We start from the raw sequence: 26,222 nt of genomic DNA, 5'->3' as shown, positions 1-26,222 counted from the left end.
CTCAGGAGAGAACGGCCTCGCTGCGCTCGGCCGAGGCGCCTTCGGCGCCTGCTCCCTCCGCTTCGCTCCAGGAGCAATGAACCGCCTTCGCTTCGCTCGGCGGGCTCGGCTCCGCCGAGCCATGGCCGGCCTACCGGCCGGAGTCCTGCGCTTCGCTCCGGACTGGCTCTAGTTCCGCTGCGCTCCACCAGAGCGGGCCTGCTCCGCAGGCTTCAGGAGTCCCGCGCTCCGCCCGGAGGTGACCCCGTTTCACGGGGTCCGGTCCGTCGGCCTGTTGGGCGGGTCCGCTCCGCTCCCCCACCCCAGGGCCTTCCGGCTCCGCCTCCAAGGACCCCGAGGCCTGCTCCGCAGGCCAAGCTGGCAGTAAGGACTACCCTCGCCTGGGCTCCCGGACCACCTTGCCGTCCTTCACGAAGAGCCTCACCCGCTGCTCATTGAAGTCCATCGTCACCATGCTGCCCTCGGGCACCACATGGACCGTGATCCCCGGAAACTCCGCACGAATCTGCTCCCGAGCCTCCTCCGCCGACTCCCCCATCAGCTCCGGCCACACGCTCTTCGCCCTCATTAGCCCCTCCACATTGGTGATCGCTTCGAGTCCCGGCCGACGCTACAAGCCACCCACTGATTCCGCGTCGCTCCAACCGGTCCGGGCATCCGTCCCGTGGACGCCTCCGCTCCACCTCCAAGGCCAAGGCACCTCTCGCGCCTCCGGGGAGCCATGTACTCGCAGCACCGACGGGCACTCCCAATCTGCCACCGACCTCTGCTGCTTCAATTTGATATGTGGCTAGACTCATGAAAGATCATGATGTATCGGACCCACTGAGCCCCGACACCTCCGGATTCCCGTGGAGTGTCGAATGCAGAAGACTGATGGAATCGTACTGCGGCCGCATTTTCCGCCGCCCAGAATTTACTAGAGCTGATGGTATTTGGTCTCAGTGCATGCATCGAGTGTCAGCGTTGTGAAGGTCAGTCAAGCAGGCGGCCTGACATGCCAGTTATTCAGAGTTGCACCCGTTGGCGCTGGTGCTGTGGTAGATGCGCGCGTTTGAAGACAGAAGAGGACGATGCTCCTGACCTGCGGAGATGCTGGGCTAAGAGGCAAAAAACCCCCGGATCAGCGGCAAAAAACCGCCGCTTAGAGAGCGGTACCCGAGTGGGAGGCTCGACACGCTCCTGCGGGGGTCGCGAAGTTAGAGGCGGTTTCTCGGAGGCTGTCCTGTAGGTTTCCGTTGCAACCGGCGGTTCGTCGGAGCTAACCGGCAAAAAAGTGCCTCTTAGCGGGGCGATGGGAGCAGTACATGCCCACACGCAGGGGCCGCCTGGCCCTCGTCGACACTGGCACCGGCGAGGTGGTGGAGCCGAAGCCGAGGACGCCTCACCAGTTCGATGGCCAGGGGTACACCCTGCAGTCCAAGGGCGACGAGGTGCCGCTTTACTCTCTCGGACTCACCGCTGCGGAGTGGGCAGCGATCGACTGGCTTCGGGAGCACGACGCCGCGCACGCGTACGTGAAGGTGACGCCGGACGAGTTGGCCGCGGACATCCTGTGCAACCCGACCACGGCTCGGAAGTCGCTGTCCAGGCTGGTGAAGTTGGGACTGGTGCTTAAGCCGAGTCCGCGCGCGTCCGCATACCAGCTGACTCCGCGGCGATACTGGGAAGGAGCGGGAAGCACGCAGGCCACGGCCACCAAGCGGCTTGATCCTCCTCGTGTCACCCCAGATGAGAAGGCGACCGTCCGAGTCGCCGAGAAGACGGCGGCCCAGCGGGAGCGTTCGGCCGATGCACAACCGAGGTCCCCTCGGCCTCGCCGAGCTACCGGAGAGGTGGAGTCCCGATGAGCGTGCTGGCATTCGACCCCGAGCGAGACCTGGCCTCGCCTCCGCTCTACTCCCTCAACCTGTCCGGCGGACAGCGAAGCGTCCTGGCCTGGATAGAGGACCACGGTGGCCTCTTCAGCGCCATCGAGGTGCCCGTCACGGATGTCGCGGCGGACTGCGGCAGTTCCGAGTCCACCGTCTACGACGCGGTAAACAGACTCACGGGCCTCGCCCTCCTGGTCCGGCACGAAAACGGGCTGTACCGCATCAACGCCCGCTACTTCTTTGCCACGAACCCCGACGTCCGCCGGCTTCTCGCCGCCGCACTCTCCGACCCGCCAGTCACCCCTGACGGGCGCGCCCGTGCCCCGCGCAAGGTTGGCAACACGGAAGCACGCCGCCGCCGTGTCGTCAGGCCCGTGGAGTAGAAGCCTCACTAGTTGGACACCGGAACTGGGCGCGGAATCTGGCTCCCGGGCCTGTCCCGGGGGTGTGCGGAAGCGGATCGGATCCTGAACACCGGGGCCTGAAGTGATGCTCCTGGCCTGGGCGATAGCGAGAGTAGGGTGCCGGCATGACTGATGTGGTTTTCCATGTGCGGCATTCCTGCGGGCACAGCGTCTACTGGGACGACGGTGCGTTCGGCGCGATGACGTCGGGCTATCCCTGCCTGTGGTGCGGGGGCAGCACGGGCACGGCTCCCCGCCCTCCGAAAGGCGTCCGCGTTGTGCATCCGAGCGGGAGCGGTATGGGGCATGTCCGATTGGACAAGGACGGATGCTGCCAGTGCGAGCGACCCAGCGACTTGCGGGGCGCCCAGCACATGACGGGGGATGTGTGCTGCCCGGGAACCACTCCGACCGCGTAGAACCGATCAGATCCTGAACACCGGGCCTGAAATGTTTTTTCAACATAAAACCGGAGGAACTGACAAACCAGAGACATCGGTTGCGATGTGAGGGCAAAGTTACTCTCGGCACCAGCTGCCGTCACTCGATTGGCCGCCGTCCTGGTCGAGCGTGGCAGACCGAACCCACCTGCGGCCCTGGGTGGGGTGCTGTGAAGGTCTACACACGAGATCGAGAAGGAGTACGACGCGTGGTCAGGGCCCTTGGCGCGTCGGCATGCTCTTGAACAATCGATCTGGTTCCGTCTGGCCTGGGGTCACTGCAGCGTCTTCCCCGCCAGTGATCATGCTTTCTCTCGGAGCCCCGTGGTGGGCTGTCGCGTTGATGTTCGTACCTGGAGCCGGGTGCCTCCTCGCTGCGGCGGTCTTCCCTCAGCGATCAGAGGATCGTTTGGCTTGGTGGCAGTCCTACTGGCACCGGGGCGATGGCACGCGGAGTCGTGACCAGAGGATGGGAAGCGATCCGTCGCAGAACAAGCGTGAGCTCGAACGCCCGCAGAACAGGCGTGACGCCGAACGGCCGCGTAGTCGGCAAAGGCTGAGCGGGCCCGGTGAAGGGCAGCGACGCGATGGGGCCCAACGGGTTGCCTCGGGACGTCCCCGGAACCGTCGGCGTCCCCGAAGTAGCTGATCTGGCCGGCGGCCACGCGGACCGGACAGGGGAGAAGCGGATGCGGGAGCTGGTCCGCCCGGACGTCCTCATCCTCGACGACTTCGCGATGCGGCAGCTGACCGCGGCCCAGGCTGACGACCTATACGAGCTGCTCAGCGAACGGCAGGGCCGGTCCCTGATCGTCACCAGCAACCGGGCACCCAGCGACTGGTATCCGCTCTTCCCCAACCCCGTCGTGGCCGAGTCGCTCCTGGACCGGCTGATCAACACCAGCCACCAGGTCATCATGAACGGCCCCAGCTACCGCCCGAACAAGCGCCCCAAGAACCCGACGGACAAGCCGCCGAGCGGCTAGAACGACCAACTCAGACCATGTGAGAGGGTCGTGCACATGGTCGAGTCCTGGGTCTTCACTGACAGCGCCGTGCCGGCTTCGGCCGCCACGGCGCTGGACGTGCTTCAAGAACGGATCGCAGCCGGGCAGCTCGAGACCTGGCTGACCAGCTCGCGCGGCCGTTCCCTGGCCATCGTCAGCAACACCGACCGCGCGATGGTCATGCTCCTCGATGACGAGGCCGACCCCGGCGAGCACGCCCTCAGCCCCGGCGCCAGCAGCTCAAGCAGCGGCTTCGTCCTGGCGAACGGACAGCACGACGAATATCCCGACGAGGACACCGTGCCTCTCGCAGAAGCGATGCGGATCGTCACCCACATCCTCACAACAGGTGCCCCACCCACAGACGCTCCTTGGGCGATCGACCGCTGACGAGGCCAGCACCTTGGGAATTACGTGAAGTTAGCCCTGGGGAAATGAGTGACCGTCCACAGGCGGTCAGCCAGCGGACTTCGTCACTCCAGCGCCGGGGCGGCGTCGCGCCGCCGAAGGTCTTGCACCGCCGACGCCACACCCCGGCCATCGCCGGCTATGACCCAGAGCCCGATCGGGACAACAAGCCACCGCCACGCAGTATCGAAGCGCGTGACCACGGCGATTACGAAGATGAGCTGGCCCACACAGAGCGCCAGGTTGCCCAGCAGGCGCAGCATCGGATGCAGTTTCTTGTGGGGCTCCGCTGCGTACCAGGTCTTCTTCTCCACTTTCCCACCCCTCATTCAGCCCACGGACGCCCCTTGCCGCCGGGGTACTTCCCTACGTGTCCCGGCGCCGGTGACCTCACCGTTTTCCTCCCCATCGCAGGTCAGGGCGGCGCGGCGAGGACGTCCAGCCATCGCGGGAGCGGCTGGACCTTCTAGTCCGTCGGCCCCGGTATTCCGTCGGAATACCGGGGCCGGGGGCGGCCCGGTCGTACTGCCCCAGAGCGCTCTGGGCACCGGCCCTGGCCCGCGCACCCATGTCGGCGCGGACTGCGCACGAACCTAGCTCGTCCCGCAGCCGCTCACGCCGCGTTGCCGGCTTCCGGAGTCGCTGGTCGGCGGCCCGCCACCCAACGGCGCGGAGCGGTACGGTTTTGCGTTCCTGCGGCCGTACGGCACCTATGGTCTGACCTGCGGAAACCTTTGAGTTAAGGTCCTCGACTGTTTGGCGGGAGACTGTGCGGGTGGAGATCATCGCCGCCCTCTTTGGGCACCGGCCCCCGCCATGCCCCTGCCCCGGACGAGTCGGCCCGGCGTGGCCGCCTGGCGGCCGAACTCGCCTCCCCCGCCCTACCCCGACCGAGGAACTGGCGCCAGAAGCCGCCGCACGGCCGCATCGGCGAGTCCTCGGCACCGGCGGCACCGCCCCCGTGACGGCGGCCTACCCCCCCCTACGCGTACCCGCGCCGCCAAGGCGAGGTAGCCCAAGGCCAGGAGCAGCGGGGCCAACCGGCGCCGGGTGGACGGCTGCTGCTGGGAGTCGATCGGGAGCGTGCGCCCTCGGGCCCGCCGGTCCGGGTATCGCTCTGCTTCAGGAGGCGGGGGTGAGAACGGGGTCGATCCAGACGGCCTGGCCCTGTGTTGCGGAAACGTCGCACTGGCCGGCCTTCCAGATGGGTGGCCCTCCCCTCGTTCCTACATCAGGGCGACGAGGGTGGCGGCCCACTCCCCTACGACGTCCAGGCCGACGAAGGGAGCCAAAGATCCCAGACCGAAGGCGATCGGGGGTCCAGCCATCGCTGCATCTACGGGTATGTGCCGATGGAGTTTTTCCGCCTGCTTGACGACGGTAATGAAAGCGACGACCCATGTCACCAGCACCAGGCCAAGGCCTCCCAGGCCGTAGACCGTCATCTTCGAGATGGCCGGGCCCGGGTCGGCATGAAGAGCTGCGAACCAGGCGGTGGTGATCAGGCCCGTGAGAACAGTCTCGAAGACCGGAAGAGCCATGTCGAGCGCGAGCAAGGGCAGCGCTCGCGGCAGCGGCACCGCCGCCGCCGCGGCTGCGGCCGCTCGGGTGCCCTCGGGATCAGGCACCCAGCGGAACTCTGGTGGGTAGTTGGAGCTGATCTTCCCGTGAGCGGTGGCGAACGCGGAGATCTCCGGTGCCGTGGCATCCAGGCTAGTCAGGATGCGGTCCAGGTGATTCCAGTCGCCAGGAACCTTCCTACCCTCCGCCGTTGTCGGCCACGTTGCGGTACCGCCAGCCCTCTGCCGTAGCTCTTGCAGGGCGGCTTCCAGGTCTTCTGGGGTAGTGGCAGTTTCGGCGAGCTGCTGCACCAGGGACTTGTAGCCCTCGGACGGCGGGGACGGCATGTCGGGCGGGTCGGGGACCGGGCGCTGTCTGGTCGGATCCTGTGGGTTGTCCCGTGGTTGTTCCGGGACAACCATGAGATCCGGTCCCTGGGCGTTCCCGGATTGTTCCGGGACTGTCCGCGACGCCGGCCGGCTGAGGGGGGCGTCCTGCGGTGCGGGGTCGAGGCCGATCAGCTCCTCCAGGTCGTCGAGTTCGTCGTCCTGGACCTCCAGCTGCTCTTGGGCGGCCTCGAGGACGTCGCGGATCTGCTCCAACCGCGGAAACCCGAGATGCTCCGGCCCGGTGGCCGAAGGCTTCGGAGCGCTGTCGGTCGTCTGCTCGTCGATGCGGTTCACGGCGAGGCGCTCGCGTGCGACCTGCTGTTCGGCGGCGAGGCGGAGCTGGTAGGCCTTCTCTTCCGCCCGGCGGGCGTGTTCCAGCTTCTCGTCGGCCTGGCGCCGGTACTCCCGGGAGATCTGCAGTTCGCTCTCCAGCTCGGCGCGTACGTCCTCGCGGGCCCGGTCCCGCTCCACTTCCAGCACGGTGCAGCGTTCCTGGAGGACGGAGACCATGTTCTCCAGCTGTGCCCGCCGGCGTTCGGAGGAGGCCAGCTTCTCGAGGGCCTCGATCTGCCGCATCCGTGCGTCGTCCAGGCGCAGCAGCGCTTTGGTGACCTCGTCGGTTCCCCTCACCACGGGCACCGGCAGCGGGGCCGACGGCGGCGGGGCCGCGGTATCCCCCAGGGCCGCCTCGGCCTTCTTCGCGTCGGCCAGGAGACGCAGCCCCTGCGTCTCCTGGCGGACGCGCATCTCCGGATCTGCCACGTAACGCTCGACCACGGCCTTGAGGAGCTCCTCCGACGGAAGGCGGCTGCCGCTGCGGAACTCACTCCACGAGGTCGTGCTGTAGGCGAAGTCCTCCTCAAGCTTCCGGACCGCCTTGCCCAGCGTCACTTTGCGCAGCCACACGGCCAGCTCGTTCGCCTGCTCGGTCCGGCCCCGTAACGCACCCAGCGGTCGCCCCATGGCTCCCCCGCATCCTGTTGTCCCCAGGAACAACCCAGGGATTCTTCCCGATCTTCGGCCCCCACCTGCGAGGACAGTCATCACCCGCAGCGGACAATCACACCATCGAAGACGGTGAGACCTCCACCCGATCAGACGATCACAGGAGGCCCGTCGTGACCAGCCCCAACACCACCCAGCCCCCGCGCCGTTCCTGGCCCTACGCGGTGGTCGCCATCACCGTCCTGGCCATCCAGCAGGGTTGGGAGGCCCAGCAGGTCACCACCCTCGCCGTCAGCCTCCTCGTCCTCGTCGCCGTGATCACCTCCGCAGGACGCGGCAACGACTAGCCGGCCATGTCTGACGCCCAAGACGGCCGACCTGCCCCCGCGCCCCGCGCCCGCAGGCAGCCCACTGCTCCAGAGATCGGAGCGTGGGCGGAGACTGTGCAGGTGGATGATCAGCGCCGCCCCCTGGGCACCGGACCCCGCCAAGCCCCCACCCCGGACGGGCCGGTACGCCGTGGCCGTCTGGCGGCCGAACTCGCCGCCCCGGCCCCGGTGGTACCCGCCACCGAGGAACCGGCGCCAGAGGCCGCCCTGCAGCCGCAGCGGCGGATCCTCGGCACTGGCGGCGCCCGCGCCTAGGCGGGGCCGGCACCGGCAGGGCCGCCGTCCTGGACGACGACCACGCGGACGGGGCGCAGGCTCGCGGCAACCGTGACCGCAGCGAGCCCGGTCTGGAGGGAGTCGCCCAAGGCCGGCACCACGTACGTGGCGGCCGCGACGGTGCCCGCCAGGGCGAGGTAGCCCAGGGCCAGGAGCAGCGGAGCGAACCGGCGCCGGGCGGACGGCTGCTGCGGCTGGGAGTCGGTCGGGAGCGTGGTCATGACGGTGGTGTCCTTCCGGAGTGCTGCGGGATTTCCGCATGGCGGCACCGTGCTGGACCACGCACCAAGCGGCGCAACCCCGGACGGCGTCACCATCCAGGCGCCCAGCCCGAGTCCCATTCAATGAATCCCAGTGCTTCCGCCGGCAACCGGACCTAGCCCACCCCCGGCGCCCGTTCAATAGCCACGGCAACGCCGACGCTTTCGCGTTCTCAAGAGCCCGTGCGCAGCAGCCGGCCCGGCCGCCCAGGCCCCCAGCCACCCCGCCCCCATAGAGAAAGTCTGTGCACTCACCAGCCGAGAAACAGGCTCTGAACAGGTACAACGCGAACCCGCAGCCTGAACCTCTTCCCCCCATGGTTCCCCGCTTTGACTTCCCCCGATGGTTCCCCGACCTGGCGTCCCCCCATGGATCCCCCCACGGTTCAGCGGCAGGGAAACCCGCTGGTGGACACGGTACGAACGCATCCCCGGACGGTCACGAGAAGCGTTGAGGAGCCAGCTGGTGCCTCCGCTACGAACGAAGACCCGGACTCGGCTGAGCCGGACCCTGCCCAAATACGGCGAGCCGCACCCGCGAAGCCAGAGAAGCCAAGACCACGCAGCAAAGGGCATCGCTCAGGGGCAGGTTGGGCATCGAGTCTGCAAGCTCGCAGTACCCCACGAACCTACGGTGCAGCGGATGAGGCCCTTCCACGTCGCAGCCGTCGCCGACGAGACGACCTGGTCGCTGCTCTCCCGGATCGCCACCCGCTACGGCCAGGAGTCCGGCTCCGTGCTGGGGCACTGGCGGTGGAGGAACTGCCAGCCCCGCCACCCCGGCGGCGCGCTGCGCGCAGACGCAGAAGTTCTGCTCGGCCCAGCCGGGCGGACCGTGCTGGCGGGACTGTCTGGAGCATCCGGGGAAAGCTCAGGTGCGCGCTGCCGTCCTGGGGCGATGAAGAGGACGGACTTTCCGGCCAGGACGCCATAGGCGCCCCGCCGGCCCTCTGGCGCGTCGGCGGCGCCGTCGTACGCCCGGTGGGGGGGCGTGCCGGTCCGGGAGGGCGGCCAGGTCGGAGAGACGCGCGGCGCGGCCGCCATCCCGGCCCCCACCGGCCCACGCAGGGAGCGGCTGACAGGGGCGTTGGGGGTGCCGCTCTCGCCCTGCCGCCCCCGGGTGACGGCCTCCGAGGTCGGCCCCTGGTCCGCGCCGGTCTGCTGGTGTACCTCGGCGGGGACGTCGAGTTCCCCGATGTGCACCCGGACCAGGTGGCCACCCTCGCCCGCCGCGGGGGAGCCGCTGGGTGGGGCGAGGGGCGGACCCCTGACGGCGCGTTCCACGATGGCTTCGGGCCCTGGGACGTGGGACGTCCGCTGGTGGTGTGGGACGAGGCCGAGGGCAGGGTGGGGTGTGCCCGCCGGCGTTCTTCGGGACGGAAGCCGTGCTCGGCCTGTGGTCCTTCCCGTCTTTCAAAGCTCTGGGTGCAGCCGGTGGGCTGCACCCGGGGCCGGCTTCCCGCTGCAACGGGATCCGGCCTGTTTCCCCTGTTGGTGTCGAGTGGCAACGGCCCGGGGAGACCGCGTCTGAGAGGTCCGCCCTGGGGGCGGACATGGTTCGCCACGTCCCGGACATGCCTGAGTTGCGGGGCATACGGACGCGGCTCGGGATTCATCCCGGACGGACGGACCTGGTCGACGATCGCGTCCGAGACTTCCCCCTGGGACGGAAGACATGGTTCCCCACGTCACAGACCATGCCGGGCCTGCCGGCATGCGTGTGTGGCTCCGGGAGTCATCCGGGAGATGCGCGGAGTAACCCGGGCCAGGGCCGCGCGCAGGAGCTCCACGGCAGTGCGAGGGCGCTCACCGGGCCAGGGACGGGACCGGGGCCGGCGCAGAGCGGTGCGGGCGACGACGGCAGTCCGCAGGTGTTGTTGTCCGGGGTCATGACGTTCATCGCCTTCTCTCCCTCCGTGGGGCCCGGTCGGTTCGGGCTGATGACTCGAAGGATCGTCCGTTCTCTCCGGGCGGGACAAGGCTCGTTGGCCTCCGCACGTGGGAATCGGACCGTTTTCGGCGCAAGCACGGCCGGGTGGTAGTACCGCTGACCTGGGGAAATCGTGCTGACGCCGTCTCAACTTCCAGTGGGACAAGATGAAACGGCGCTCCGCGAGCGGCTGGACGCACATATGGAGGGGGATCCACGCTTTGTGAAGGTCTATGACCTTCGGTCCTGCAAGGCCGTCGGTCGTCTGGTGGACCTGTCGAGTGGTAACGAACCCAGGAGATGCAGTTGAAGAAGAAGACCGCGCTCGCAGCCGCGTGTGTGGAGGCTCCGACGACGAGTACCGGGACCCTGGTCCCGGTACCCGCCACGATCATCGTGGTCATCGTCATCCTCCTCACCGCCGCACTCACCGTGTACGGGATGCCGGTGGACACCGTCATCACCGTCATCGCCGTCGGAGGCCTGCTCGCCATCGAGCTGATCCGCCGGCTGGTCGACACGCTCACCACCCGCCGCCAGGCCTCCTAGGGGACCGCGGTGGGGCGCATCAACAGCGCCCTGGCTGAGCAAAGTGCCCGAGGCCTGGCGCAGTGGCTGTTGTCACTGCGCCAGGCCTCGGGCCTCACCATCAGCCAGGTGGCGATCCGAACCCAACGGGTGGGCATGCCCACCTCCCGCAGCACCCTGTACCGGGCCGAACTGGTCCGCATTTCCGGGCGCCGCCCGTCCATCCCGGCCTGGCCCGTCGTCGAGGCCTACACCAAGGCCTGCGGCGGCAACACCGCCGAGGCCAGACGGCTGTGGACCAAAGCCGCCGGGGCTCCCGCCCCGGGCAAGGCCAGCACCCTGCCGCGCCGCCCGGCGATGGCACCCCAGTACATCTGCGAGCCCGCCGACCTGCTGCGCGCGCTGCGCGCGCTGCGCCTGCGGGCCGGGAACCCGTCACTGCGGGAACTGGGGCTGCGGGCCGTCCCCGTCGGCAGCACCGTCACCCTCCTGCCGCGCAGCACCCTGGGCGCGGTACTCAACGGAACACGGCACTGCCGCCGGGACTTCCTCGCCGACTTCGTCCGGGCCTGCGGGGTGACCAAGGAATCCGAGGTCATGCTCTGGCTCGCGGCCTGGGACCGCATCGAGGCCGTCCGCAACGGCACCGCCGGCCACGACATGCACCAGCGCCTGACCGCACTCGAGGAGGACCTCCACCGCACCAAGACCGCCCTGGCCAACGTGATCACCCTGCCCGAGCACCGGCCCGGGACCGAGCCCGTACTGATGCCAATGCCGGTACCAGGCATCCGCCCCGCGGCCACCGAGAAGCCGGAGCCGCACGTCCCCGAGCCGGCCACCGCGGCGGCCGCCAGCACACCGGCCCGCACCCGGACCAAGCGCACCCGCCGCTCCCGGCCGTGGCTGTCAGCACTGCTCAAAGGCCTCACGAGCACAGCCGGGACCGCGGCGGTGAACGCAGCCGTGGACGCAGTCCTCTGAGAACGGTGGCGGGAGCGTCCGGGACCCCGGGCGCTCCCGCCACGAACTCCCGCGCGAGGCGGCCGCGGTGGTAGGTGGGGGGGCCGTGGGGGCGCCGGGGGACCCCGGGCACGGTGGGGTCAGGGCTTGATCTCGCGGTAGGCGCTGAGTTGGCTGCCGTCCACCTCGGCCAGCAGGGCCTGGCGGGTCTGCTCCTCCGTGGTGCGTTCCCGTGTCCATGTGCGGGCCATGTCGATTCCCTGAGTACGCAGACGGTCCGGCCGGTCCTTGTCCGGGGTGTCCTTCAGGTCGTTGATCCAGGTGGCGGTGAGGTAGGCGGCCGGATCTTCGCGGTAGGTCTTCGGGGTGGCCGGCTCGTCGAGGAGGCGGTCCATGACGGTTCGGCGCCACTTCTGGGCCTGGTCCTTGTCCTGACCATGGGTGACGGCGTTCGCGATGCCGTCCAGGATGCCGAACGCGCGCGCGTTCGTCGTCGGCGGGGCGGTGAACGCGTGGCCCGTGGCGTCGGCGGGGACATCGACGAGGTGCTGGGCCGCCGTCCGGGTCTCCGTCATGCGCAGCAGGGCGTAGGCGGCGGGGTCCTCGGCAACCGCGCGCACCGTTTCCCTGAGGACGTTGGTGTAGACCGAGAGGTGGTAGGTGCCGTCGGCTTCCCAGGGCGGGGCGTCGCGGCCCGCCTGGAGAACGTACTGGCTGTCGAGGCCGGCGAGCATGGCGTGCAGATCGGGCGCGTAGTCGGCCAGAGCGTTGGCCAGGGGTGAGCGGAGCGCTGGGTCGAGGGCGAGCTCCCGCGGGTGCTCGAACGCGAGGGCGAACAGTACGTTCTTCATCGCTTGCGCCTGTGCCTGGGTGTGGCGGCCGGGCTCGTTCCCCGAGGTCGCCTTCACGACGGCTTCGCCTACGGCGGCACAGCTCATGCCCGGTCGGAGGTTCGCCCCCAGGGACTGCCGCACCCCGGTGTCCTCGGGCAGTCCGTTGCAGGGGGCGGCTGCCTCTCTTCCGGTGAGGAGCCAGGCGGCGAGTCCGCCGAGGAGTGCCAGACATATTCCGGCAGCGGCCCATGCCTTCACCGGCACGGCTCGGCGCCTTGTGCTCACCGTCACGGCTGTCCCACTTCCATTCTTCACCGGCGGATCAGTTGGTCGTGTCGGTGAGGTACTTGTGTGCTGTTTCGGTGCCCCGGACGCGCCCTTCGAGTACATCGCGGGTGTAGGCCTGGACGTCGCTCTCGGAGATGTCCGCCCGGTCGTCGGCCCACTCGCGGATCAGGATCGGCGCCTGTGTGTTGACGGAAAGGTACTCGTCCGCGATCTGGGGGTTGGCCTTGGCGTCGATCTCCCCCTTCATCCGGTTGCCCCACTCCCAGGCCCACGTGTCGACGCCGCGCTGGATCGAGTCACCGAAGGCGAGGGAGACACCGCCGGCCGTGGTGAAGTACATGGGGGTCACCGCGCCGCCGATGACGTGGTAGGCGAGCTTGGCCTTCCAGTCCGCTTCGCTGTAGCCGGCCATCCTGCCGTCGTTGATGACGTCTTCCCGGATGGAGCTCATCACGCCCAGGGCGGTGCCGGCCTTGTTGATCGGGTTGGACAGCTCAGAACCTTCGGCTCCCTTGGGGATCTGTTCCAGTGTCAGGTCGATGTACCGGGACTCCGCCTTGTGGAGGGTGCCGTAGGCTTCCGGGTCCTCCGAGAGCCCCCGCATGAACTGCACGAGGTCTTTCTGGGACACGGCCATGTGGGTGTTGCCGCCGTCCTGGAAATATCCGGTGCCGGCCGCGGAGATGTACTTGGAGTCCAGGCCTCCGAGGATCTCGTGGGTGTCCGCGGTGTACGAGGACAGGGCGCGGGCGAGGGGTTCGCGCATGTTCTCGTGCACGCTCTGGTCCGGTCCGAGCTGACCGATGACGTCGTGCATGATCCGGGCCTGGTTCTCGGTGTGCGGGGTAGCGGGCCAGGGGTCCTGGTTCGGGCCGAGCGGTGCATGGCCGGTCGTCGAGGATTCCAGGAGGAGGCCCAAACCGGTACGGGCGTCCTTGCCCTCGCTCTCCGTGTCGCTGTGGGTCTCGATGTTGCCGTGCCAGACCGGCGTGTCGTCGAACTTCCAGTCGCGGTCCTTCAGCAGGTACTGGAGGTTGTCGTTCTTGTGGTCCGGGCCCGGGTCCAGATACGAGGTGGCGGCGGCGGGGTCCTTGGACATGATGCCGAGGAGCCCGTCGAGGGGGTCGTTGGCGAACCAGCCGCCGTTCTTGCCGCTGAAGTCGCCTTGCAGGTCCCAGACGTTCGGGTCGCCGCCGCGCTTCTTGTCCTCCGCGGAGCGGATGTCATCGGCGAGGTCGTGCATGAACGGTGCCGAGTATCCGTCGCCGCTCTGCATGAGCGTGACCAGGCTCTGGTAACCGCGGACCTTCTGGCCGTGGCCACGGCTGATGGTGTTCGGGCCCTCCGCCGCTTCCTTGAGGTCGAACTTCTCGACGCCCGCCTTCTTCAGCTGCTCACGGAAGTCCTTGTAGAACGCGGACTGCGGGTCCTGCATGGCGTTGGAGAGGGAGCCGGCCAGGCCCTTCTGGAGGTCCAGGTACCGCTGCTTGTGGCCCTTGTCGTCACCGTACGCGTGGTCGCTCAGTGTGTTGGTGAGCTTCAGGGTGTTCTGCGCGCCCATGCCGTTGAGGAACGTCTGGTTGAACTCGGGCCGCTTGGCATTGTCGCGGAAGGAGCGGTCCAGCTCCGCGTAGTCGGCTTCCGAGACCTTCTCGCCGCTGTTGATGCGGGTGGCGATGTCCTCCGCGTTGCGGGCTTCGTAGACTTCGATGTCGCCCTGTGCTCCGGCGTTGAAGCCGGCGAGGGTCTCGTCGTCGCCCTTGCCGAGGGCGTCCTTGTTGCTGTCGACGACCACGGCTTCGAGGGCGATCTTCACACCGTGGTCGGCTTCGGAGACGGCCTTCACGCTGTCGTCGATGTGTTGCTGCCACTTGGTGACAGCGGTGCGGATGGAGGCCTGGCCGTCCTGATCATGCTGGTAGGCGCTGCGTTCGGACGGGGAGAGCTTGGCGTAGTCGAAAGCGACATGGCCCTGCTCCGAGACCGTCATGCCCCCCTTGGTGATCGCGTCGTCCCGCGCGGACTCGAGCCTCTTCTTCAGCTCGGTGAACTGGCTGTGCGCGTCGCGCAGGAGGCTTGCGACGGCCTTCGCCTGGATCTGCGCCGCGGAGTACTCGTAGCGGGTCGCCGCGAAGCTCGTATGGGCCACGCCCACACTGATACCGGTCCAGCTCTGCCCCATGGTGATCTTCTGGACGCTCTCGCCGTAACGGCTCTCGACCTTTTTCAGCTCGCCGGCCATGGAATCCCACTTGTCCGCGGCCGTCGTCAGCAAACCGAGGTCCGTGGTCATCACTTCGTAGTACGTCAGCACGTGCTCCCCCTAGAGCCCGTCGAGCTTGGACCGGCCGACCGGGCGGAGCTGATCGCCCACAGCGATGTCGTTGCGCACGAACAAGCCCGAGGTACCGCGCAGGGCACTCTTCTCGGACCCGAGGCGGCCCATCAGCGCGATGACTTGTTTGTCCCACGTGTCCGCGACCTTCTTCAGGCCCGGGGCGGTGTCCCAGCCCTCGAAGCCCTTCACCGCGGCATTGGTCGCCTCGTCGGCGTGCTCCGTGGCCGTCTTGGTCTTCGGCTGCAGCTCGGTCTCGATCGTGTTGGCCGCCGCGTTCTTCTCAGCCGGTGTGGACCCGAAGGTCCCCGATCCCCCAGGTGCCAGCGGCCCCGCCGGATCGCCCGTCCCGTTCAACCGCGTGCCCACCTGCTGATCGGCCCCGCGAGCGCGGAAGGCGCCCCACTCCCTTTCGAACTCCCCCGGCATGTCCGCCCTCCCCCTTGGCCTTCTCCATGATCATAGACATGGCTCAGACGCATACGTCGAGCACGCGAAGGCAAGGTTTTCCGCAAACTTCCGTCAACCCGAACGTCCTGCCGCGAACGCCGTGAGCCTCATCCTGGTGCCGGGGCTGGGGCTGGGGCCGCCGGCCCCGGGGCTCGTTCCGAGGAGGGCTGGTGCCGCTGGGGCGGGCGGGCTTACGGGCGTTCGAAGGCTTGGAGGGCGCCGCCGATCGTGAAGCACAGGGCGCCCAGCAGTGTTCCCCAGTTGGCGATGCCGGTGTTGATCAGGCTTCCGGTGGTGGGGCGGGTGTATGCGGCCAGGGCGGAGATCATGAAGAGGCCCGAGCCGAACTGGTTCACCGCGACGATCCACCAGCCGAGGCTGCGTGAGCGGAGGCAGGGCCAGGGGCGATGGCAGATCTCGGCGAACGCGAGGTGTCCGGAGATCAGGAACAGCAGGCATCCGATCATGTCGGGGGCCCAGATCAGCCGGTTGGTCTGCTCGGCCGTGAGCCCCTGTAGGAACGAGTCGAGGAGATTGACGCCGAAGACGAGCGTCCCTACGAACAGGACGAAGGTGCTCAGCCAGTCCAGGCGCATCGGCTCGTATCCCCACCACCTCCAGCCGGCCGCGCGGAACGCACCTCCGCCGGGGGAGTGTCGCGGCGCGTTCAGCACCTGCAAGAGGGAGGTGTAGCCCCCGGCGTTGAAGAGGAGGCCGCCCACGAAGTAGATCGAGGCGCTTTCCGTTGCGTCGCCCGAGCCGAGCTGGGCTACGGCGGCGCCGAGGGCGAAGAGTGCTCCCCCGGCGAAGAACGCGGCGGAGGCGAGGGCGTTGAGCCTTCGGAGTCGGTCGAGGGTGGTGGCGTCGGCGGTCGGGGAGGTGGTGACCGTGCCCTCGGGACCGTGGACCGCCATCGATCCGCGCCTTCGCGCCGGCCGCGATTCCCACACCACCGTTTCCCCTCCGGGGCGGTGCCAGGTGAGCCGGGTGGTGAACGGGCCTGCGCCTTCGGCGCGCTGCTCGGGCTGTTCCACGAGCCGAGCCTAGACCTGGGGGTGATGGCCGACGATCAGCGAAACGTGGCTTTCCCTCCCTGACGGGGGCGCTCGAAGGGGGCTCCCGGCTGTGTTTCACGCCCGGCCGAATGCTCCCCGGAGGGTGGGCCCGCATCATCGTTTCTTCCCTATCAGCCCTGTGACCTGCGCGGAAAGGGCTTCGGGTCGCAAGAGTGACGTGGTGTGGATTCGCTGGCAGCGGGATCCGAGCCATCGCCATCATGGGTCCGCTTTCGCCCTGAAAGCGGCGGCCTCACGGGTGGCACAGCCCGGCCGCACCCCGAGACGGAGGAGCTGGATCATGTCCATGTCCGTTGTGAGCATCTGGGACCACGCGATGCCGGGCGCTCAGCCCGTGTACCCGAGGACTTCCGCATGGGACGCCACGTGGCCTCTCGAAGGGGGGACCGCCTGGGTGTTCTACAGCACGCCGGGCCAGAACCGGGTCAGGAAGCCGGTGATCCTCTCCGACGGCTTCTCGGCCGGGAAGAGCGACCCCGACGCCCTGTGGAACGCCTTGGAGAACGGCGCGTACCCGTTCGTCTCCAAGCTGCGGGAGGCGGGCTTCGACTTGGTGCTCCTCGGCTTCGACGAGCGGTCCGCGTCCATCATCGACAATGCCGGTGTGGCGATCCAGTGCATCGAGAAGGCGATCGCCGACCGCGAAGGGACCGCCAAGCTGACGGTCGGTGGTTTCAGCATGGGCGGGCTGGTCACGCGGTACGCCCTCGCGAAGATGCAGCACGACGGTGACGACCCCCAGACCTCGACCTACCTCTCCTACGACACGCCTCATCGCGGCGCCTGGCTGCCCATCGGGGTACAGGCGTTCGCGCACTGGGTGAAGGACAACTGGGGTTCGATCCCGGGGTTCGGCCAGCTCCTCGGCAGCTTCTCCGTGCTGGTCAACAGTCCGGCCGCCCGGGAACTGCTGCGCTGGCACATCGATACCGTCGGCGCCGAGGCCCGCCCGGACCGGGCCCGCATCGACTTCCTCGCCGAACTCGAGCGGGTCGGCGGCTGGCCCGAGGGCGTACGCCTGCTCGGTGTCGGAAACGGGACGGGCACCGGCGCCGGGAACAACATCCCGGCCGGCGTGACGGCGATGCGCACCACCGGTGCGGAGCTGACGGGCACCTGTCTGGACACCCAGCGGACGGGAGACCAGGTCGTCGCCGTCCTGAAGAAGGCCGGAGCCCCCGAGATCCCGATCACCACCAGCGGCCTGCCCGACGTCGACGGCGCTCCGGGCGGCCTGTTCCCCGAAGCGCACAACCTCCCGGGGCACCCCGGCAACTTCGGCACCGCCGCCTTCCTGGCCGGGCTCCTCGAAGGCGAGCCGGCCGAGCTCACCTACAACACCAGCACGTTCGTCCCGAGCGTGAGTGCGGTGGCGGCCGGTGACATCGACGACCACGACACGCTCTACGGCAAGATCGACCCCGCCGACAGCGAGCTCGACGCCTTCATGTGCGCCAGTGAGAACGAGGGGCACACGCTGATGACCGAGGAACTCGGCGCGTGGATCCTGGCCAGGCTCCAGGGCGAGTAGCCCTGTGCCGCGACGATGACCGGGTCCCGGTCATCGTCGCGGCTGCGGCGGGCCGCCTCGAGGGCGCCGTGGTCGAGGAGCTCGCGGGCCCGGGCGTCGATGCGGAGCTGGTAGCGGGAGGAGCGGCGGTGGCCGCCCTCGGAGCGCAGCGGGGGATGAGGCGGGCTTCGCCGAGGGCCCGCAGGAAGTTCAGTTCTGGGTGGTGTCGAGGAGTTCGGCGGCGCGGCCCGTGGTGGAGGCGCGCACCGCGCTGTGCGCATGCGGAGGGGCCCGGGTGCGTGTGCGCACCCGGGCCCCGAAGGAACTGCTACACCATCTGCCGGCCCTGATGCCGCGCCGGCCTTCTGTTTCCGCCCACCCGACCTGAGCTCAACTTTGTCGGGGGTGCGGGGATCGCGGTTGCTTGACCGGAGACCACCTCACTCACGATGTCCTGCGGTACCCGGACTCAGACTTCCGCCCGGGCGATCCTGATGGCGCTCAACTCCTCCGTTCTTCCCTCTGGATCACTCACTTACCAAACGGGGGGACTGCGTACTGCTGATACTGCGAACTACGGCAACGCTGAACTACTGCAACGCGGGTACTGCCCTACTGCACTGCTGGTGTTGCGTACTGCTGGTGACCTGTGGAAGCGCCACGTCTTCGGCAGCCAGCCCCGTCGCCCATCGTGCGTCTGCTCTGGCTTAGAACCCCACTGCCGAACCTCCCGGTGCGCGCGCCCGCAGCCGACGCCTTCACCGAGGTACCACTCACTTCACTTCACTGCGGGTACTGCACCTACCACTGGGAACTGCGGTACTGCTCACGGCGGCCCCTGATCACTGCGGGCCACCCGGTCCGGTCGCCAGTCCCGTCGCCGTCCTGCAACCACTCTGGCTTCGACACTCCACCACCGCACCGTCCTGCGTACTGCGACTACTCGTACTGCTGCCCGGCAGTTCGTGTCTGCCAGGCCCTGCGGTCTCTCTGCGTTACGAGAGAAACCATACCCACCTCACCGCCGGATGTCTACTCTGGCCGTCATAGATTTCTGGGGGCGTGGTGGAGAGATAATCGTGCTCAGGTGCTGTCGGTCTCGTGCCCGGCGGGGCCAGCCCCACCGAGGGGCCGGGCGCTCCTCGGCCCCGCCCCGCACGGCACCGGACACCGCGGGCTCGGCCGACAAGGTCCGGAAGGGGCTGCCTAGCGGCGGCGGGCCATCACGTGGGCGTCCAGGAAACCCCGCTCGGAGGCCGGGTCGTGGAGCAGCCGGGCGAACGTGTCGAGCCCGGCCTCGGCCAGCAGCTCGGCGAAGCGGTCCGCCGGCCAGCTGTAGGCGGGCGTCACCTTGTGGTCGAAGCGGATCGGCTCCGGGCCCTCGGTCGCGAAGAACGAGACCAGGAGCAGGCCGCCGGGCGCGAGGACGCGTACCTGCTCGGCGAGCAGCGCGGGGAGGTCCCGGGGCGGGGTATGGATCATCGAGTAGTGGGCCAGGACGCCGCCGAGCGCGCCGTCGTCGACCGGCAGGGCCTCCATGCGCGCCTCGTCGAACCGCACCGCCGGATGGGCCCGCCGGGCGTGGGCCACCATGGCCGGGGAGAGGTCGAGCCCGAAGGCGTCCAGCCCCAGGTCGTGCAGCATGGCCGTGAGATGTCCGGGTCCGCACCCGACGTCGGCTGCCCACGGGTTGCCCGTCCCGCGCACCAGTTCGGCGAAGGTACCGATCATGGACCGTGCGAACGGGCGCGTCTCCAGCCGGTCGGCGAACAGCGACGCGTACAGCTCGACGACCCCGTCATAGGCCGCCCTCGTCTGCTCCTGGTACTCCGTCACGGGAAGGAAGCTAACACCCGCGTGCGGAGGAGCGGTCTGCTGCGCGGGCTCGGGGCGGGCCCTCCCGCCGGCCGGCGCCCCGCACGTGCGTCAGGCGGGGGTGGCGGTCCGGCGCGGTGCGGCGTGGTGGGCGGGGCGGGGAGCGGACCGGAGGTTCCGCAACCACGCGGACGCGGTGACCAGCAGGCCGGTGAAGACGGTCAGGAGGAGGACGGAGACCCACATCTGCCGGCTGCCCGGGTCCAGCCATCCGGCCCAGGCGGCGGCAGCCGCCCAGAGCAGGGTTCCGGACAGGTAGAGGGAGCGGACCCGGCGCAGCTGGCGTGCGGCCCGCAAGGACGTGAGGAGTTCGCGCTTCGGTGCCATGGCGGGTCGTGTACCCCGAAGCGCCGTGTGTCCACGGAGGATTCCCGAGGAGTTGTCCGGGGGCCCGGACCTGGGGTTCGGGCACCGTCAGGCGGACTCGTCGGCGGTGAGGGCCCGTACGGCGTCGGCGACGGCCCGGAAGTCCTTGCGCAGGATCTTGGAGTGGTTGCTCGGGACCTTGGCGCTGACCCGGATGTTCGGGTTGCGGACGAGGGCCGGGTCGAGGTTGGCGCGGATCTTCTCCATCAGGTCCGCTTCGCCGCCGAGGTTGCCGCCGGTGGCGAGTACGTACCGGGCCGGGACGGTCAGGCGGTCGAGGACGGGGTCGAGGGCGGCGGGCGCGCACAGTTCGTTGGCCTCGATGTTGATCTCGGCGTGCTGCGCCGCGCTCATGCGCGCGGCCAGGCCGAGCGGGCGGGCGAGGGGGAACAGCGGGCTGAGCCGGCGGAAGAGCGTGCGGATCTGCTCCCGGCCCGCGTCGTCGAGCCACTCGTGCGGCAGGGCGCCGTCCACGGAGACCAGCCCGAGGACGCGGTCCGGGTTCCGGGCGGCCCAGTGCACGGCGATCATGGCCCCGTAGGACCAGCCCACCAGGATGGGCCGGTCCACGTTCCTGGCGGTGAGGACGGCGTCGAGATCACGCAGGCACGCCTCGAACGAGTAGTCCGTGGCGCGCCCGGATCTGCCGCGGGCGCGCTCGTCGTAGGTGATGTGCCGGTAGTCCTCGCCGAGTTCGGCGATGACGCGCCGCCAGTGCGACTGGTCGGCGTACGAGCCGTTGAGGTAGACCACGGGGCGGCCGGGGCCGCCGGTGTCGGTGACGGCGAGTGCGGTGTCCTCGATCGGCACCATGGCGGTGGTTCCGGCGGATCGGCTGAGTGACACGGTTCTGTTTCTCCTGGGTGAGAAGTGGGGCGGTGGGGGTGGAGGAGGTGCGGCTGCGCACCTCCTCCTGGTTCCGGCGGGCCCTTGGGGCCGGGCGCGTCTCAGAGACTGCGGGCGGTGATGTCGCCGTAGGACGTGGTCGCGTGGATGTTCAGGCCGGCGGCGGCGCCGTCGGTGTTGCGGAGCGCGTTGTGGATCCGGCCGTAGGCGGTGTCGGCGTCCAGGGTGGCGGAGGCTCCGCGGGCGGCGCCGACCGAGATCGCGCCGTGCTCGGTGCGCAGTGTGACCGTTCCGCCCATGGCTTCGGTGATGCGGAGGTCGCCCTTCTGGGTGCTGATCTCCGCGGGGCCGCCGAGGCGGCCGACCGAGACGTCGCCGGCGAGGAGGGTGAGGCGGGCGCTCGCGGTCTCGTCGAGCTTGACCGCGCCCTGGGCTCCCTCGAAGGTGACGTCGCCGAGACGTCCGACTCCCCGCAGTTCGGCGGCGGCCGCCTTCGCCTCGACGCGGGAGCCGGCGGGCAGCTGGACCGTCACCTCGACGCGGCCCGAGCTGCCGAGGATCCGGTTCTTCGCGGGTGAGGCCTCGATCCGCAGGACGCCGTCGCGGTAATCGACCGTGGTCTGCTCCGCCGCCCGGACGTCCCGGCCCTGCGCGGCGTCCGCCGGCAGGACCTCGACCGTGGTGTCGGCGCGGTCGGCTGCGATGAACCGGATGCGTCCTGCGGGGATGTCGAGGACGGCGGCGATCGGGGCGGGGGTGGTGAACTTGTTCTGCATCGTCTTCTCCTGCGAGTCGTCGTTTCCGATGACCGAAACGCTACGTTGCATTCCAAAGCTCGACAAGAAGTTCGTTGCGTATGATTGTTGTTTTCGCAGGTGAGGGGCGTCTAATCGTTGCGACGATCCTCGAGGCGAATGCAACGAGAGCAGGGTGATCGTTGCAATGAACTGTAGGTGAACGCTATGCTCGAGGCTCACGGAGACGAAGGAGACCGATGATGCCGGGAGGCAGGCTCACCCAGCAGGAACGCCGGCAGATCGCGCTGGGGCTGGCCGACGGCCTCACCTACGCGGAGATCGGCAGACGCCTCGATCGTCCGACCTCGACGGTCACGCGCGAGGTCATGCGCAACGGCGGCCCCACCGGCTACCGCGCCGATCTGGCCCACCGCGCGACGGAAGCGCGTACCCAGCGGCGTGGGCAGGCCGCGCCCCGGGGGCCGCAGCCGCCCCCGCAGGAGCACGGACGGGACGCGGAGGCCGTGCGGGCGTACGAGGAGACGTTCACCACCGTCCTCATACAGGCGGGCACGCCCAAGATGATGGCCCGGGTGCTGGTCTGCCTCTACACCACCGACGCGGGCAGCCTCACCGCGTCCGAACTCGTCCGGCGCCTCCAGGTCAGCCCGGCGTCCGTCTCCAAGGCGATCGCGTTCCTCGAGGGCCAGGGTCTCGTCCGCCGGGAACGCGACGAGGGCCGCCGCGAGCGCTACGTCGTCGACGACGACGTCTGGTACCAGTCGATGATCGCCAGCGTCCGGGCCACCACCCTGCTCGTCGAGACCGCGCGGGAGGGCGTCACCGTCCTCGGCCCCGACACCCCGGCCGCCTCTCGTCTCGAGAACATCGCCCGCTTCGTCGACTTCGTCAACGAGAGCATCACCCGTGCCGCGGAACAGGCCCGCGAGATCCTGCACACGAGGGTCGAGGCTCCGCCGGGCCGCGTCACCGTGGGCGGGCCGGACGCCGTGGGCGGCCCAAACGTCGTGGGCGGCCCGGACTCCGTGGGCGGGTCGCCGGCCACTGGCGCACCCTGACAGGGGCGGGCCCCCGCGCCGCTGGGTGCCGGCGGACGCGCGGGGCGGCCGCCGGCTGACGGGCGGGCGCCCCGGCTACCCGGCGGGCCCGTCCGCGGCGGCGTCCCCCGCCGGAGGGCCGGCGGAGAGGTACGCGGCCACCACCGCGCCGGTGAGGGTGCGGTAGCGGTGTTCCGCGACCCCTTCGGGGAAGTGGCCGGTCAGTTCGAGGCTGATCGAGCCGTGGGCCGCTGCCCAGATGGTGTCCGTGACCTCGTCGGCGTCCACGTCGGGGCGGAAGACGCCGGCCGCGGCACAGGACCGGACGGCTTCGCGCAGGACGTCCAGGCTGGCGGCGGCGAGGGAGCGGGACTCCTCGGTGGGGGTGAAGCCGGGGATGAGGCCGGCGAACATGACCTGGTAGAGGTTGCGTTCGGCGAGGGCGTTCTCGCGGTAGGCGCGGCCGAGGGCCGCCAGGTACGCGGGTGGGTCGACGGAGGGGGCGACGGACTCCAGGCGGTGGCGGAGGCGGGTGAAGCCTTCCCGGTACAGGGCTTCGGCGATGCCGTCCTTCGCGCCGAAGTGGCGGTAGAGGACCGTGGTCGAGCAGCCGGCGGCGGCGGCGATGCGGCGCATCGTCAGCGCGGCCGGGCCTTCCGCGGCGAGGAGTTGGGCGGCCAGGTCGAGGAGGGCCGCGCGGAGTGCTTCCTGACCCTGGGCCTGAGCTCGGGTGTAGAGGGCGCCGGTCATGCCGGGCGCCGGTCGCCGAGGGGGCGGTAGATCGGGATGCCGGCCTCGGTGAGGGCGGCGCGCTTGGTGAAGTACGCGTCGCCCATCGGGTCCAGGCCGCGCAGCGGCATGGTTCCGCGCCAGATGGTCAGGTCCTCCGGGGCCAGCTCCTCGGCCCGTGCGAAGTGTTCCTCGGCGGCTGCCGTGCGGCCGTTGCGGTGGAGCCACAGGGCCAGGGCCGCCTCGGTGCGGGCCGACTGCCGGCCGGCCGTGGCCCGGCGGGTGTGGCGGGCGACCTCCGCGTCGGACAGGCCGCTGTCGCCCGTGCGGACCCAGCGGTCGAGTGCGGCGAGCGCGGCGGCGGAGTCCAGGCCGGAGAGGTCGCGGAACAGGTCCGTCGCGAACTGCGTGTCCTGGGGGCGGGCGATCCGGCCCGCTTCGTCGATCCACAGGACCGTGGGGACGTTCAGGACGTCGTAGAGGTCGCAGACCGTTCCGTCGGTGTCGATAACCGCGGGGTGGGTGACGGCGGCCTCGGCGATCCAGGGCGCGGCGTCGGCGACGCGGCGGTCGACCGCCACGCTGAGGACGCTGAAGCCGTGTTCGGCCAGCGCGGCGTGGCGGCGCTCCCACTCGGGGAGGTCGTAGCGGCAGCCGCACCACGACCCCCAGAAGACCAGGGCGACCTTGCGGCCGCGCAGGTCGCTCAGCGAGTGCGGGATCCCGGCGACGTCGGGGAGGGTGAAGTCCGGTGCGGTTTCGCCGGCGAGGGCACTCGAGCGTTCCCCGGCGCAGGCGCCCAGGGCGATGACCGCGGTGTCGGTCGCGACCGGGCGGTCGAGGATCTCGGCGAAGGCCACCGGGTCGAGCAGGCCCCCGTGTTCGGCCCTCGCGGCGACGGACGACGGGACGCACAGCTCGCCCTGGCACCAGCCGTGCGGTGTGCGGACCCAGCCGAGAGCGCGTTCGGCCGCCTCGGGGGTGAGGAGGATCCGGCCCGCCGGGTCGGTCCGGGCCGCCACGGTCGTTTCCCTGCCGTCGTCCAGGATCGTGACGTGTGTGCCGTGCGTGGTGTGCGTGCCGTGCGTGGTGTGCATCCCAACCCCCGCTGTCGTCGTGAAAACGTCGTGTTAGAAAAATAACAGCGTTATTCGCCCCGCGGCAAGAGGGTTGTGTCCGGCCGGATCCGGGAGCCAGCCGCCCTGCCACGGGGGGGGCGAGGCGGCCGGCTCGGGGAGGGGGGCGCCGGGGCGGCCCGCTCAGTGGTCCGGGGCGGCCGGCTGCTGGTCGGCGGGGGCTCCGAACCAGGTGGGGAGGTGGGTGAGGAGGTCCTCCTGGGAGTCGCCGGTCCACGCGACGTGGCCGTCCGGGCGGAGGAGGATCGCGGGAGCGGGCAGGGTGGTCGGGTCCTCCGTGACGTGCGCGACGTGGTCCACGCGGTCCGCCCAGCCCTCCACCGAGAGGCGGCCCGTCCCGTCGAGGAGGAGTCCGCGGCCTTCGTGCATGAGGGAGTACAGGCGTCCCTGCTTCAGTTCGACGTCCCGCATGCGGCGGCCGAGGAGGTCGGAGCCCTCACCGAAGTCGTAGCGGATCTCGACCGCGGTGATCATGCCGGTCACGTACCGGTTGACCTCCTCGAAGTCCATCAGCTTCGAGAACAGCGCCCGCAGGGCGGTCGGGCCCGGTTCGCCGCCCATCAGCGTGATCTGCGCGCGGGTGTTGTCCAGTACGGCGGCGCCCACCGGGTGGCGTTCGGACTCGTAGGTGTCGAGAAGGCCTTCCGGGGCCCAGCCGTCGACCGCGGCGGCCAGTTTCCAGCCGAGGTTGAAGGCGTCCTGCACGCCGAGGTTGAGGCCCTGGCCGCCGGTCGGGGGGTGGATGTGGGCCGCGTCGCCGGCCAGGAGGACCCGGCCGACCCGGTAGCGCTCGGCCTGGCGGGTGGCGTCGCCGAAGCGGGAGAGCCAGCGGGGCGAGTGCACGCCGAAGTCGGTGCCCGCGAAGGCGCGCAGCCGCTGCTTGAACTCCTCGAGGGTCGGTTCGGCCGTACGGTCCTCGGACACGCCGTCGGCGGGCACGATCACGCGGCACAGGCCGCCCTGGGTGGGGACGACGCCGAAGCGGATCTGGGTCTTGTTGACCTCCTTCACGGCGGCGGCGATCACCGCCGGGTCTTCGGTCACCTCCATCTCGCCCAGCAGGGTCTCGACCGTGGCGGCCTGGCCGGGGAAGTCGACGCCGAGCAGCTTGCGGACCGTACTGCGGCCGCCGTCGCAGCCGACGAGGTAGCGCGAGCGGAGCCTGGTGCCGTCCGCCAGCTCCACGCCGACCCCGTCGTCGTCCTGGCTCAGGCCCACCACTTCGCAGCCGCGCCGGATCTCGGTGCCGAGTTCGAGGGCGCGCTCGTTCAGCAGTCGCTCGGTGACCGGCTGCGGAGTGGCGACGCCGTACGGGTGGGCCGTGTCCAGCTGGTCCGGCCACGGCTTCATGATGCCGCCGAAGAGGCCGCCGACCTGGAACTTCTCGCTGACCGCGAGGAACCGGTCCAGCAGGCCGCGCTGGTCCATCATTTCGACGCTGCGCGCGTGCAGACCCTGGCCGCGGGACTGCTCGGTCGGCTCGGTCAGCTTCTCCAGCACGACGACGCGCACCTCGTGCAGGCGCAGTTCGGCGGCCAGCATCAGACCGGTCGGTCCGCCGCCGACAACGATCACGTCGATCATCAAGGTTCTCATTTCCGCAGGTCCGG

General features: G+C 69.8%; 24 protein-coding genes and 1 pseudogene. 9 read left to right on the top strand and 16 right to left on the bottom strand.

The genetic code is table 11. The features are described 5' to 3' along the window. Window positions 1-370: 370 nt before the first annotated feature. Window positions 371-568: a serine protease inhibitor gene (locus ABZY44_RS21350; RefSeq protein ID WP_356656075.1), complete on the bottom strand. Its 198-nt coding sequence runs from the start codon at window positions 566-568 to the stop codon at window positions 371-373. A gap of 1,278 nt (window positions 569-1,846) precedes the next feature. Between ABZY44_RS21350 and ABZY44_RS21345 the strand changes: the two genes are divergently transcribed. From ABZY44_RS21345 to ABZY44_RS21335, 3 genes are all read left to right on the top strand, one after another. After that, complete coding sequence (locus tag ABZY44_RS21345) at window positions 1,847-2,257, top strand: MarR family transcriptional regulator (protein WP_356656073.1); 411 nt, start codon at window positions 1,847-1,849, stop codon at window positions 2,255-2,257. Window positions 2,258-3,287: 1,030 nt separating this feature from the next. Continuing rightward, window positions 3,288-3,704, top strand: a complete 417-nt coding sequence (locus tag ABZY44_RS21340; protein WP_356656071.1) for an ATP-binding protein — start codon at window positions 3,288-3,290, stop codon at window positions 3,702-3,704. Between the two features lie 36 nt (window positions 3,705-3,740). Beyond that, complete coding sequence (locus ABZY44_RS21335) at window positions 3,741-4,115, top strand: Imm1 family immunity protein (protein WP_356656069.1); 375 nt, start codon at window positions 3,741-3,743, stop codon at window positions 4,113-4,115. Window positions 4,116-4,198: 83 nt separating this feature from the next. Here ABZY44_RS21335 and ABZY44_RS21330 read toward each other — a convergent pair whose 3' ends face one another. Both ABZY44_RS21330 and ABZY44_RS21325 read right to left on the bottom strand, forming a co-directional pair. After that, window positions 4,199-4,447: a hypothetical protein gene (locus ABZY44_RS21330; RefSeq protein WP_356656067.1), complete on the bottom strand. Its 249-nt coding sequence runs from the start codon at window positions 4,445-4,447 to the stop codon at window positions 4,199-4,201. A 912-nt stretch (window positions 4,448-5,359) separates the two neighbouring features. Continuing rightward, complete coding sequence (locus ABZY44_RS21325) at window positions 5,360-6,988, bottom strand: hypothetical protein (protein WP_356656065.1); 1,629 nt, start codon at window positions 6,986-6,988, stop codon at window positions 5,360-5,362. Window positions 6,989-7,200: 212 nt separating this feature from the next. Between ABZY44_RS21325 and ABZY44_RS21320 the strand changes: the two genes are divergently transcribed. Beyond that, window positions 7,201-7,374 (top strand): hypothetical protein, encoded by a 174-nt coding sequence (locus tag ABZY44_RS21320; RefSeq protein ID WP_356656063.1) that lies wholly within the window; start codon window positions 7,201-7,203, stop codon window positions 7,372-7,374. Between the two features lie 102 nt (window positions 7,375-7,476). Further along, window positions 7,477-7,671 (top strand): hypothetical protein, encoded by a 195-nt coding sequence (locus ABZY44_RS21315; protein WP_356656061.1) that lies wholly within the window; start codon window positions 7,477-7,479, stop codon window positions 7,669-7,671. Here the strand turns inward: ABZY44_RS21315 and ABZY44_RS21310 are convergent. Continuing rightward, complete coding sequence (locus tag ABZY44_RS21310) at window positions 7,668-7,913, bottom strand: hypothetical protein (RefSeq protein ID WP_356656059.1); 246 nt, start codon at window positions 7,911-7,913, stop codon at window positions 7,668-7,670. The genes ABZY44_RS21315 and ABZY44_RS21310 overlap by 4 nt on opposite strands. A 2,275-nt stretch (window positions 7,914-10,188) precedes the next feature. On the opposite strand from ABZY44_RS21310, the gene ABZY44_RS21305 reads away from it, so the two are divergent. Both ABZY44_RS21305 and ABZY44_RS21300 read left to right on the top strand, forming a co-directional pair. Further along, window positions 10,189-10,431 (top strand): hypothetical protein, encoded by a 243-nt coding sequence (locus ABZY44_RS21305; RefSeq protein ID WP_356656057.1) that lies wholly within the window; start codon window positions 10,189-10,191, stop codon window positions 10,429-10,431. A gap of 108 nt (window positions 10,432-10,539) precedes the next feature. Continuing rightward, window positions 10,540-11,394 (top strand): hypothetical protein, encoded by an 855-nt coding sequence (locus ABZY44_RS21300; protein ID WP_356656055.1) that lies wholly within the window; start codon window positions 10,540-10,542, stop codon window positions 11,392-11,394. A 119-nt stretch (window positions 11,395-11,513) separates the two neighbouring features. On the opposite strand, the gene ABZY44_RS21295 is transcribed toward ABZY44_RS21300, so the two are convergent. From ABZY44_RS21295 to ABZY44_RS21280, 4 genes are all read right to left on the bottom strand, one after another. Then, complete coding sequence (locus ABZY44_RS21295) at window positions 11,514-12,470, bottom strand: hypothetical protein (RefSeq protein ID WP_356656053.1); 957 nt, start codon at window positions 12,468-12,470, stop codon at window positions 11,514-11,516. 58 nt (window positions 12,471-12,528) lie between these two features. Further along, window positions 12,529-14,808 (bottom strand): DUF6571 family protein, encoded by a 2,280-nt coding sequence (locus ABZY44_RS21290; protein ID WP_356656051.1) that lies wholly within the window; start codon window positions 14,806-14,808, stop codon window positions 12,529-12,531. Window positions 14,809-14,817: 9 nt separating this feature from the next. Next, the gene (locus ABZY44_RS21285; RefSeq protein ID WP_356656049.1) at window positions 14,818-15,258 is read right to left on the bottom strand and encodes a hypothetical protein; all 441 of its coding nucleotides are present in this window, start codon (window positions 15,256-15,258) and stop codon (window positions 14,818-14,820) included. A gap of 212 nt (window positions 15,259-15,470) precedes the next feature. Further along, window positions 15,471-16,313 (bottom strand): hypothetical protein, encoded by an 843-nt coding sequence (locus tag ABZY44_RS21280; RefSeq protein ID WP_356656047.1) that lies wholly within the window; start codon window positions 16,311-16,313, stop codon window positions 15,471-15,473. Window positions 16,314-16,635: 322 nt separating this feature from the next. On the opposite strand from ABZY44_RS21280, the gene ABZY44_RS21275 reads away from it, so the two are divergent. Next, entirely contained in the window at window positions 16,636-17,886 is a 1,251-nt protein-coding gene (locus tag ABZY44_RS21275) for a hypothetical protein (protein WP_356656045.1), read from the top strand. A gap of 44 nt (window positions 17,887-17,930) precedes the next feature. Here the strand turns inward: ABZY44_RS21275 and ABZY44_RS21270 are convergent. From ABZY44_RS21270 to ABZY44_RS21250, 5 genes and pseudogenes are all read right to left on the bottom strand, one after another. Then, window positions 17,931-18,174, bottom strand: a pseudogene (locus ABZY44_RS21270) (hypothetical protein); the annotation flags it as partial. Between the two features lie 897 nt (window positions 18,175-19,071). Then, the gene (locus ABZY44_RS21265; RefSeq protein ID WP_356656043.1) at window positions 19,072-19,701 is read right to left on the bottom strand and encodes a class I SAM-dependent methyltransferase; all 630 of its coding nucleotides are present in this window, start codon (window positions 19,699-19,701) and stop codon (window positions 19,072-19,074) included. Between the two features lie 90 nt (window positions 19,702-19,791). Then, the gene (locus ABZY44_RS21260; RefSeq protein WP_356656041.1) at window positions 19,792-20,067 is read right to left on the bottom strand and encodes a hypothetical protein; all 276 of its coding nucleotides are present in this window, start codon (window positions 20,065-20,067) and stop codon (window positions 19,792-19,794) included. A gap of 87 nt (window positions 20,068-20,154) precedes the next feature. Next, window positions 20,155-20,952: an alpha/beta hydrolase gene (locus ABZY44_RS21255; RefSeq protein WP_356656039.1), complete on the bottom strand. Its 798-nt coding sequence runs from the start codon at window positions 20,950-20,952 to the stop codon at window positions 20,155-20,157. Window positions 20,953-21,053: 101 nt separating this feature from the next. Then, window positions 21,054-21,728, bottom strand: a complete 675-nt coding sequence (locus tag ABZY44_RS21250; RefSeq protein WP_356656077.1) for a DUF4097 family beta strand repeat-containing protein — start codon at window positions 21,726-21,728, stop codon at window positions 21,054-21,056. 221 nt (window positions 21,729-21,949) lie between these two features. On the opposite strand from ABZY44_RS21250, the gene ABZY44_RS21245 reads away from it, so the two are divergent. Next, complete coding sequence (locus ABZY44_RS21245) at window positions 21,950-22,768, top strand: helix-turn-helix domain-containing protein (RefSeq protein WP_356656037.1); 819 nt, start codon at window positions 21,950-21,952, stop codon at window positions 22,766-22,768. A gap of 75 nt (window positions 22,769-22,843) precedes the next feature. Here ABZY44_RS21245 and ABZY44_RS21240 read toward each other — a convergent pair whose 3' ends face one another. The 3 genes from ABZY44_RS21240 to rox form a co-directional block, all read right to left on the bottom strand. Then, a complete protein-coding gene (locus ABZY44_RS21240; protein WP_356656035.1) occupies window positions 22,844-23,497 on the bottom strand; it encodes a TetR/AcrR family transcriptional regulator in 654 nt (217 codons plus the stop codon). Next, a complete protein-coding gene (locus ABZY44_RS21235; protein ID WP_356656033.1) occupies window positions 23,494-24,573 on the bottom strand; it encodes a TlpA disulfide reductase family protein in 1,080 nt (359 codons plus the stop codon). Before ABZY44_RS21235 ends, ABZY44_RS21240 begins: the two co-directional genes overlap by 4 nt. A gap of 162 nt (window positions 24,574-24,735) precedes the next feature. Continuing rightward, on the bottom strand, window positions 24,736-26,196 hold the full coding sequence (gene rox / locus ABZY44_RS21230) for a rifampin monooxygenase (protein WP_356656031.1): 1,461 nt from the start codon (window positions 26,194-26,196) through the stop codon (window positions 24,736-24,738). Between the last annotated feature and the right edge of the window lie 26 nt (window positions 26,197-26,222).

It is taken from the genome of Streptomyces sp. NPDC006544 (assembly GCF_040611715.1).
GTDB lineage: Bacteria > Actinomycetota > Actinomycetes > Streptomycetales > Streptomycetaceae > Streptomyces.
This window is presented reverse-complemented; position numbering and strand designations above follow the sequence as displayed.

What these genes read in the sequence shown, in the direction of transcription:
- ABZY44_RS21350 (WP_356656075.1), bottom strand. Translation starts at nt 568, where the DNA reads ATGAGGGCGAAGAGCGTGTGGCCGGAGCTGATGGGGGAGTCGGCGGAG.
- ABZY44_RS21345 (WP_356656073.1), top strand. Translation starts at nt 1,847, where the DNA reads ATGAGCGTGCTGGCATTCGACCCCGAGCGAGACCTGGCCTCGCCTCCG.
- ABZY44_RS21335 (WP_356656069.1), top strand. Translation starts at nt 3,741, where the DNA reads ATGGTCGAGTCCTGGGTCTTCACTGACAGCGCCGTGCCGGCTTCGGCC.
- ABZY44_RS21310 (WP_356656059.1), bottom strand. Translation starts at nt 7,913, where the DNA reads ATGACCACGCTCCCGACCGACTCCCAGCCGCAGCAGCCGTCCGCCCGG.
- ABZY44_RS21285 (WP_356656049.1), bottom strand. Translation starts at nt 15,258, where the DNA reads ATGCCGGGGGAGTTCGAAAGGGAGTGGGGCGCCTTCCGCGCTCGCGGG.
- ABZY44_RS21275 (WP_356656045.1), top strand. Translation starts at nt 16,636, where the DNA reads ATGTCCATGTCCGTTGTGAGCATCTGGGACCACGCGATGCCGGGCGCT.
- ABZY44_RS21260 (WP_356656041.1), bottom strand. Translation starts at nt 20,067, where the DNA reads ATGGCACCGAAGCGCGAACTCCTCACGTCCTTGCGGGCCGCACGCCAG.
- ABZY44_RS21250 (WP_356656077.1), bottom strand. Translation starts at nt 21,728, where the DNA reads ATGCAGAACAAGTTCACCACCCCCGCCCCGATCGCCGCCGTCCTCGAC.
- ABZY44_RS21245 (WP_356656037.1), top strand. Translation starts at nt 21,950, where the DNA reads ATGCCGGGAGGCAGGCTCACCCAGCAGGAACGCCGGCAGATCGCGCTG.
- ABZY44_RS21240 (WP_356656035.1), bottom strand. Translation starts at nt 23,497, where the DNA reads ATGACCGGCGCCCTCTACACCCGAGCTCAGGCCCAGGGTCAGGAAGCA.
- ABZY44_RS21235 (WP_356656033.1), bottom strand. Translation starts at nt 24,573, where the DNA reads ATGCACACCACGCACGGCACGCACACCACGCACGGCACACACGTCACG.
- rox (WP_356656031.1), bottom strand. Translation starts at nt 26,196, where the DNA reads ATGATCGACGTGATCGTTGTCGGCGGCGGACCGACCGGTCTGATGCTG.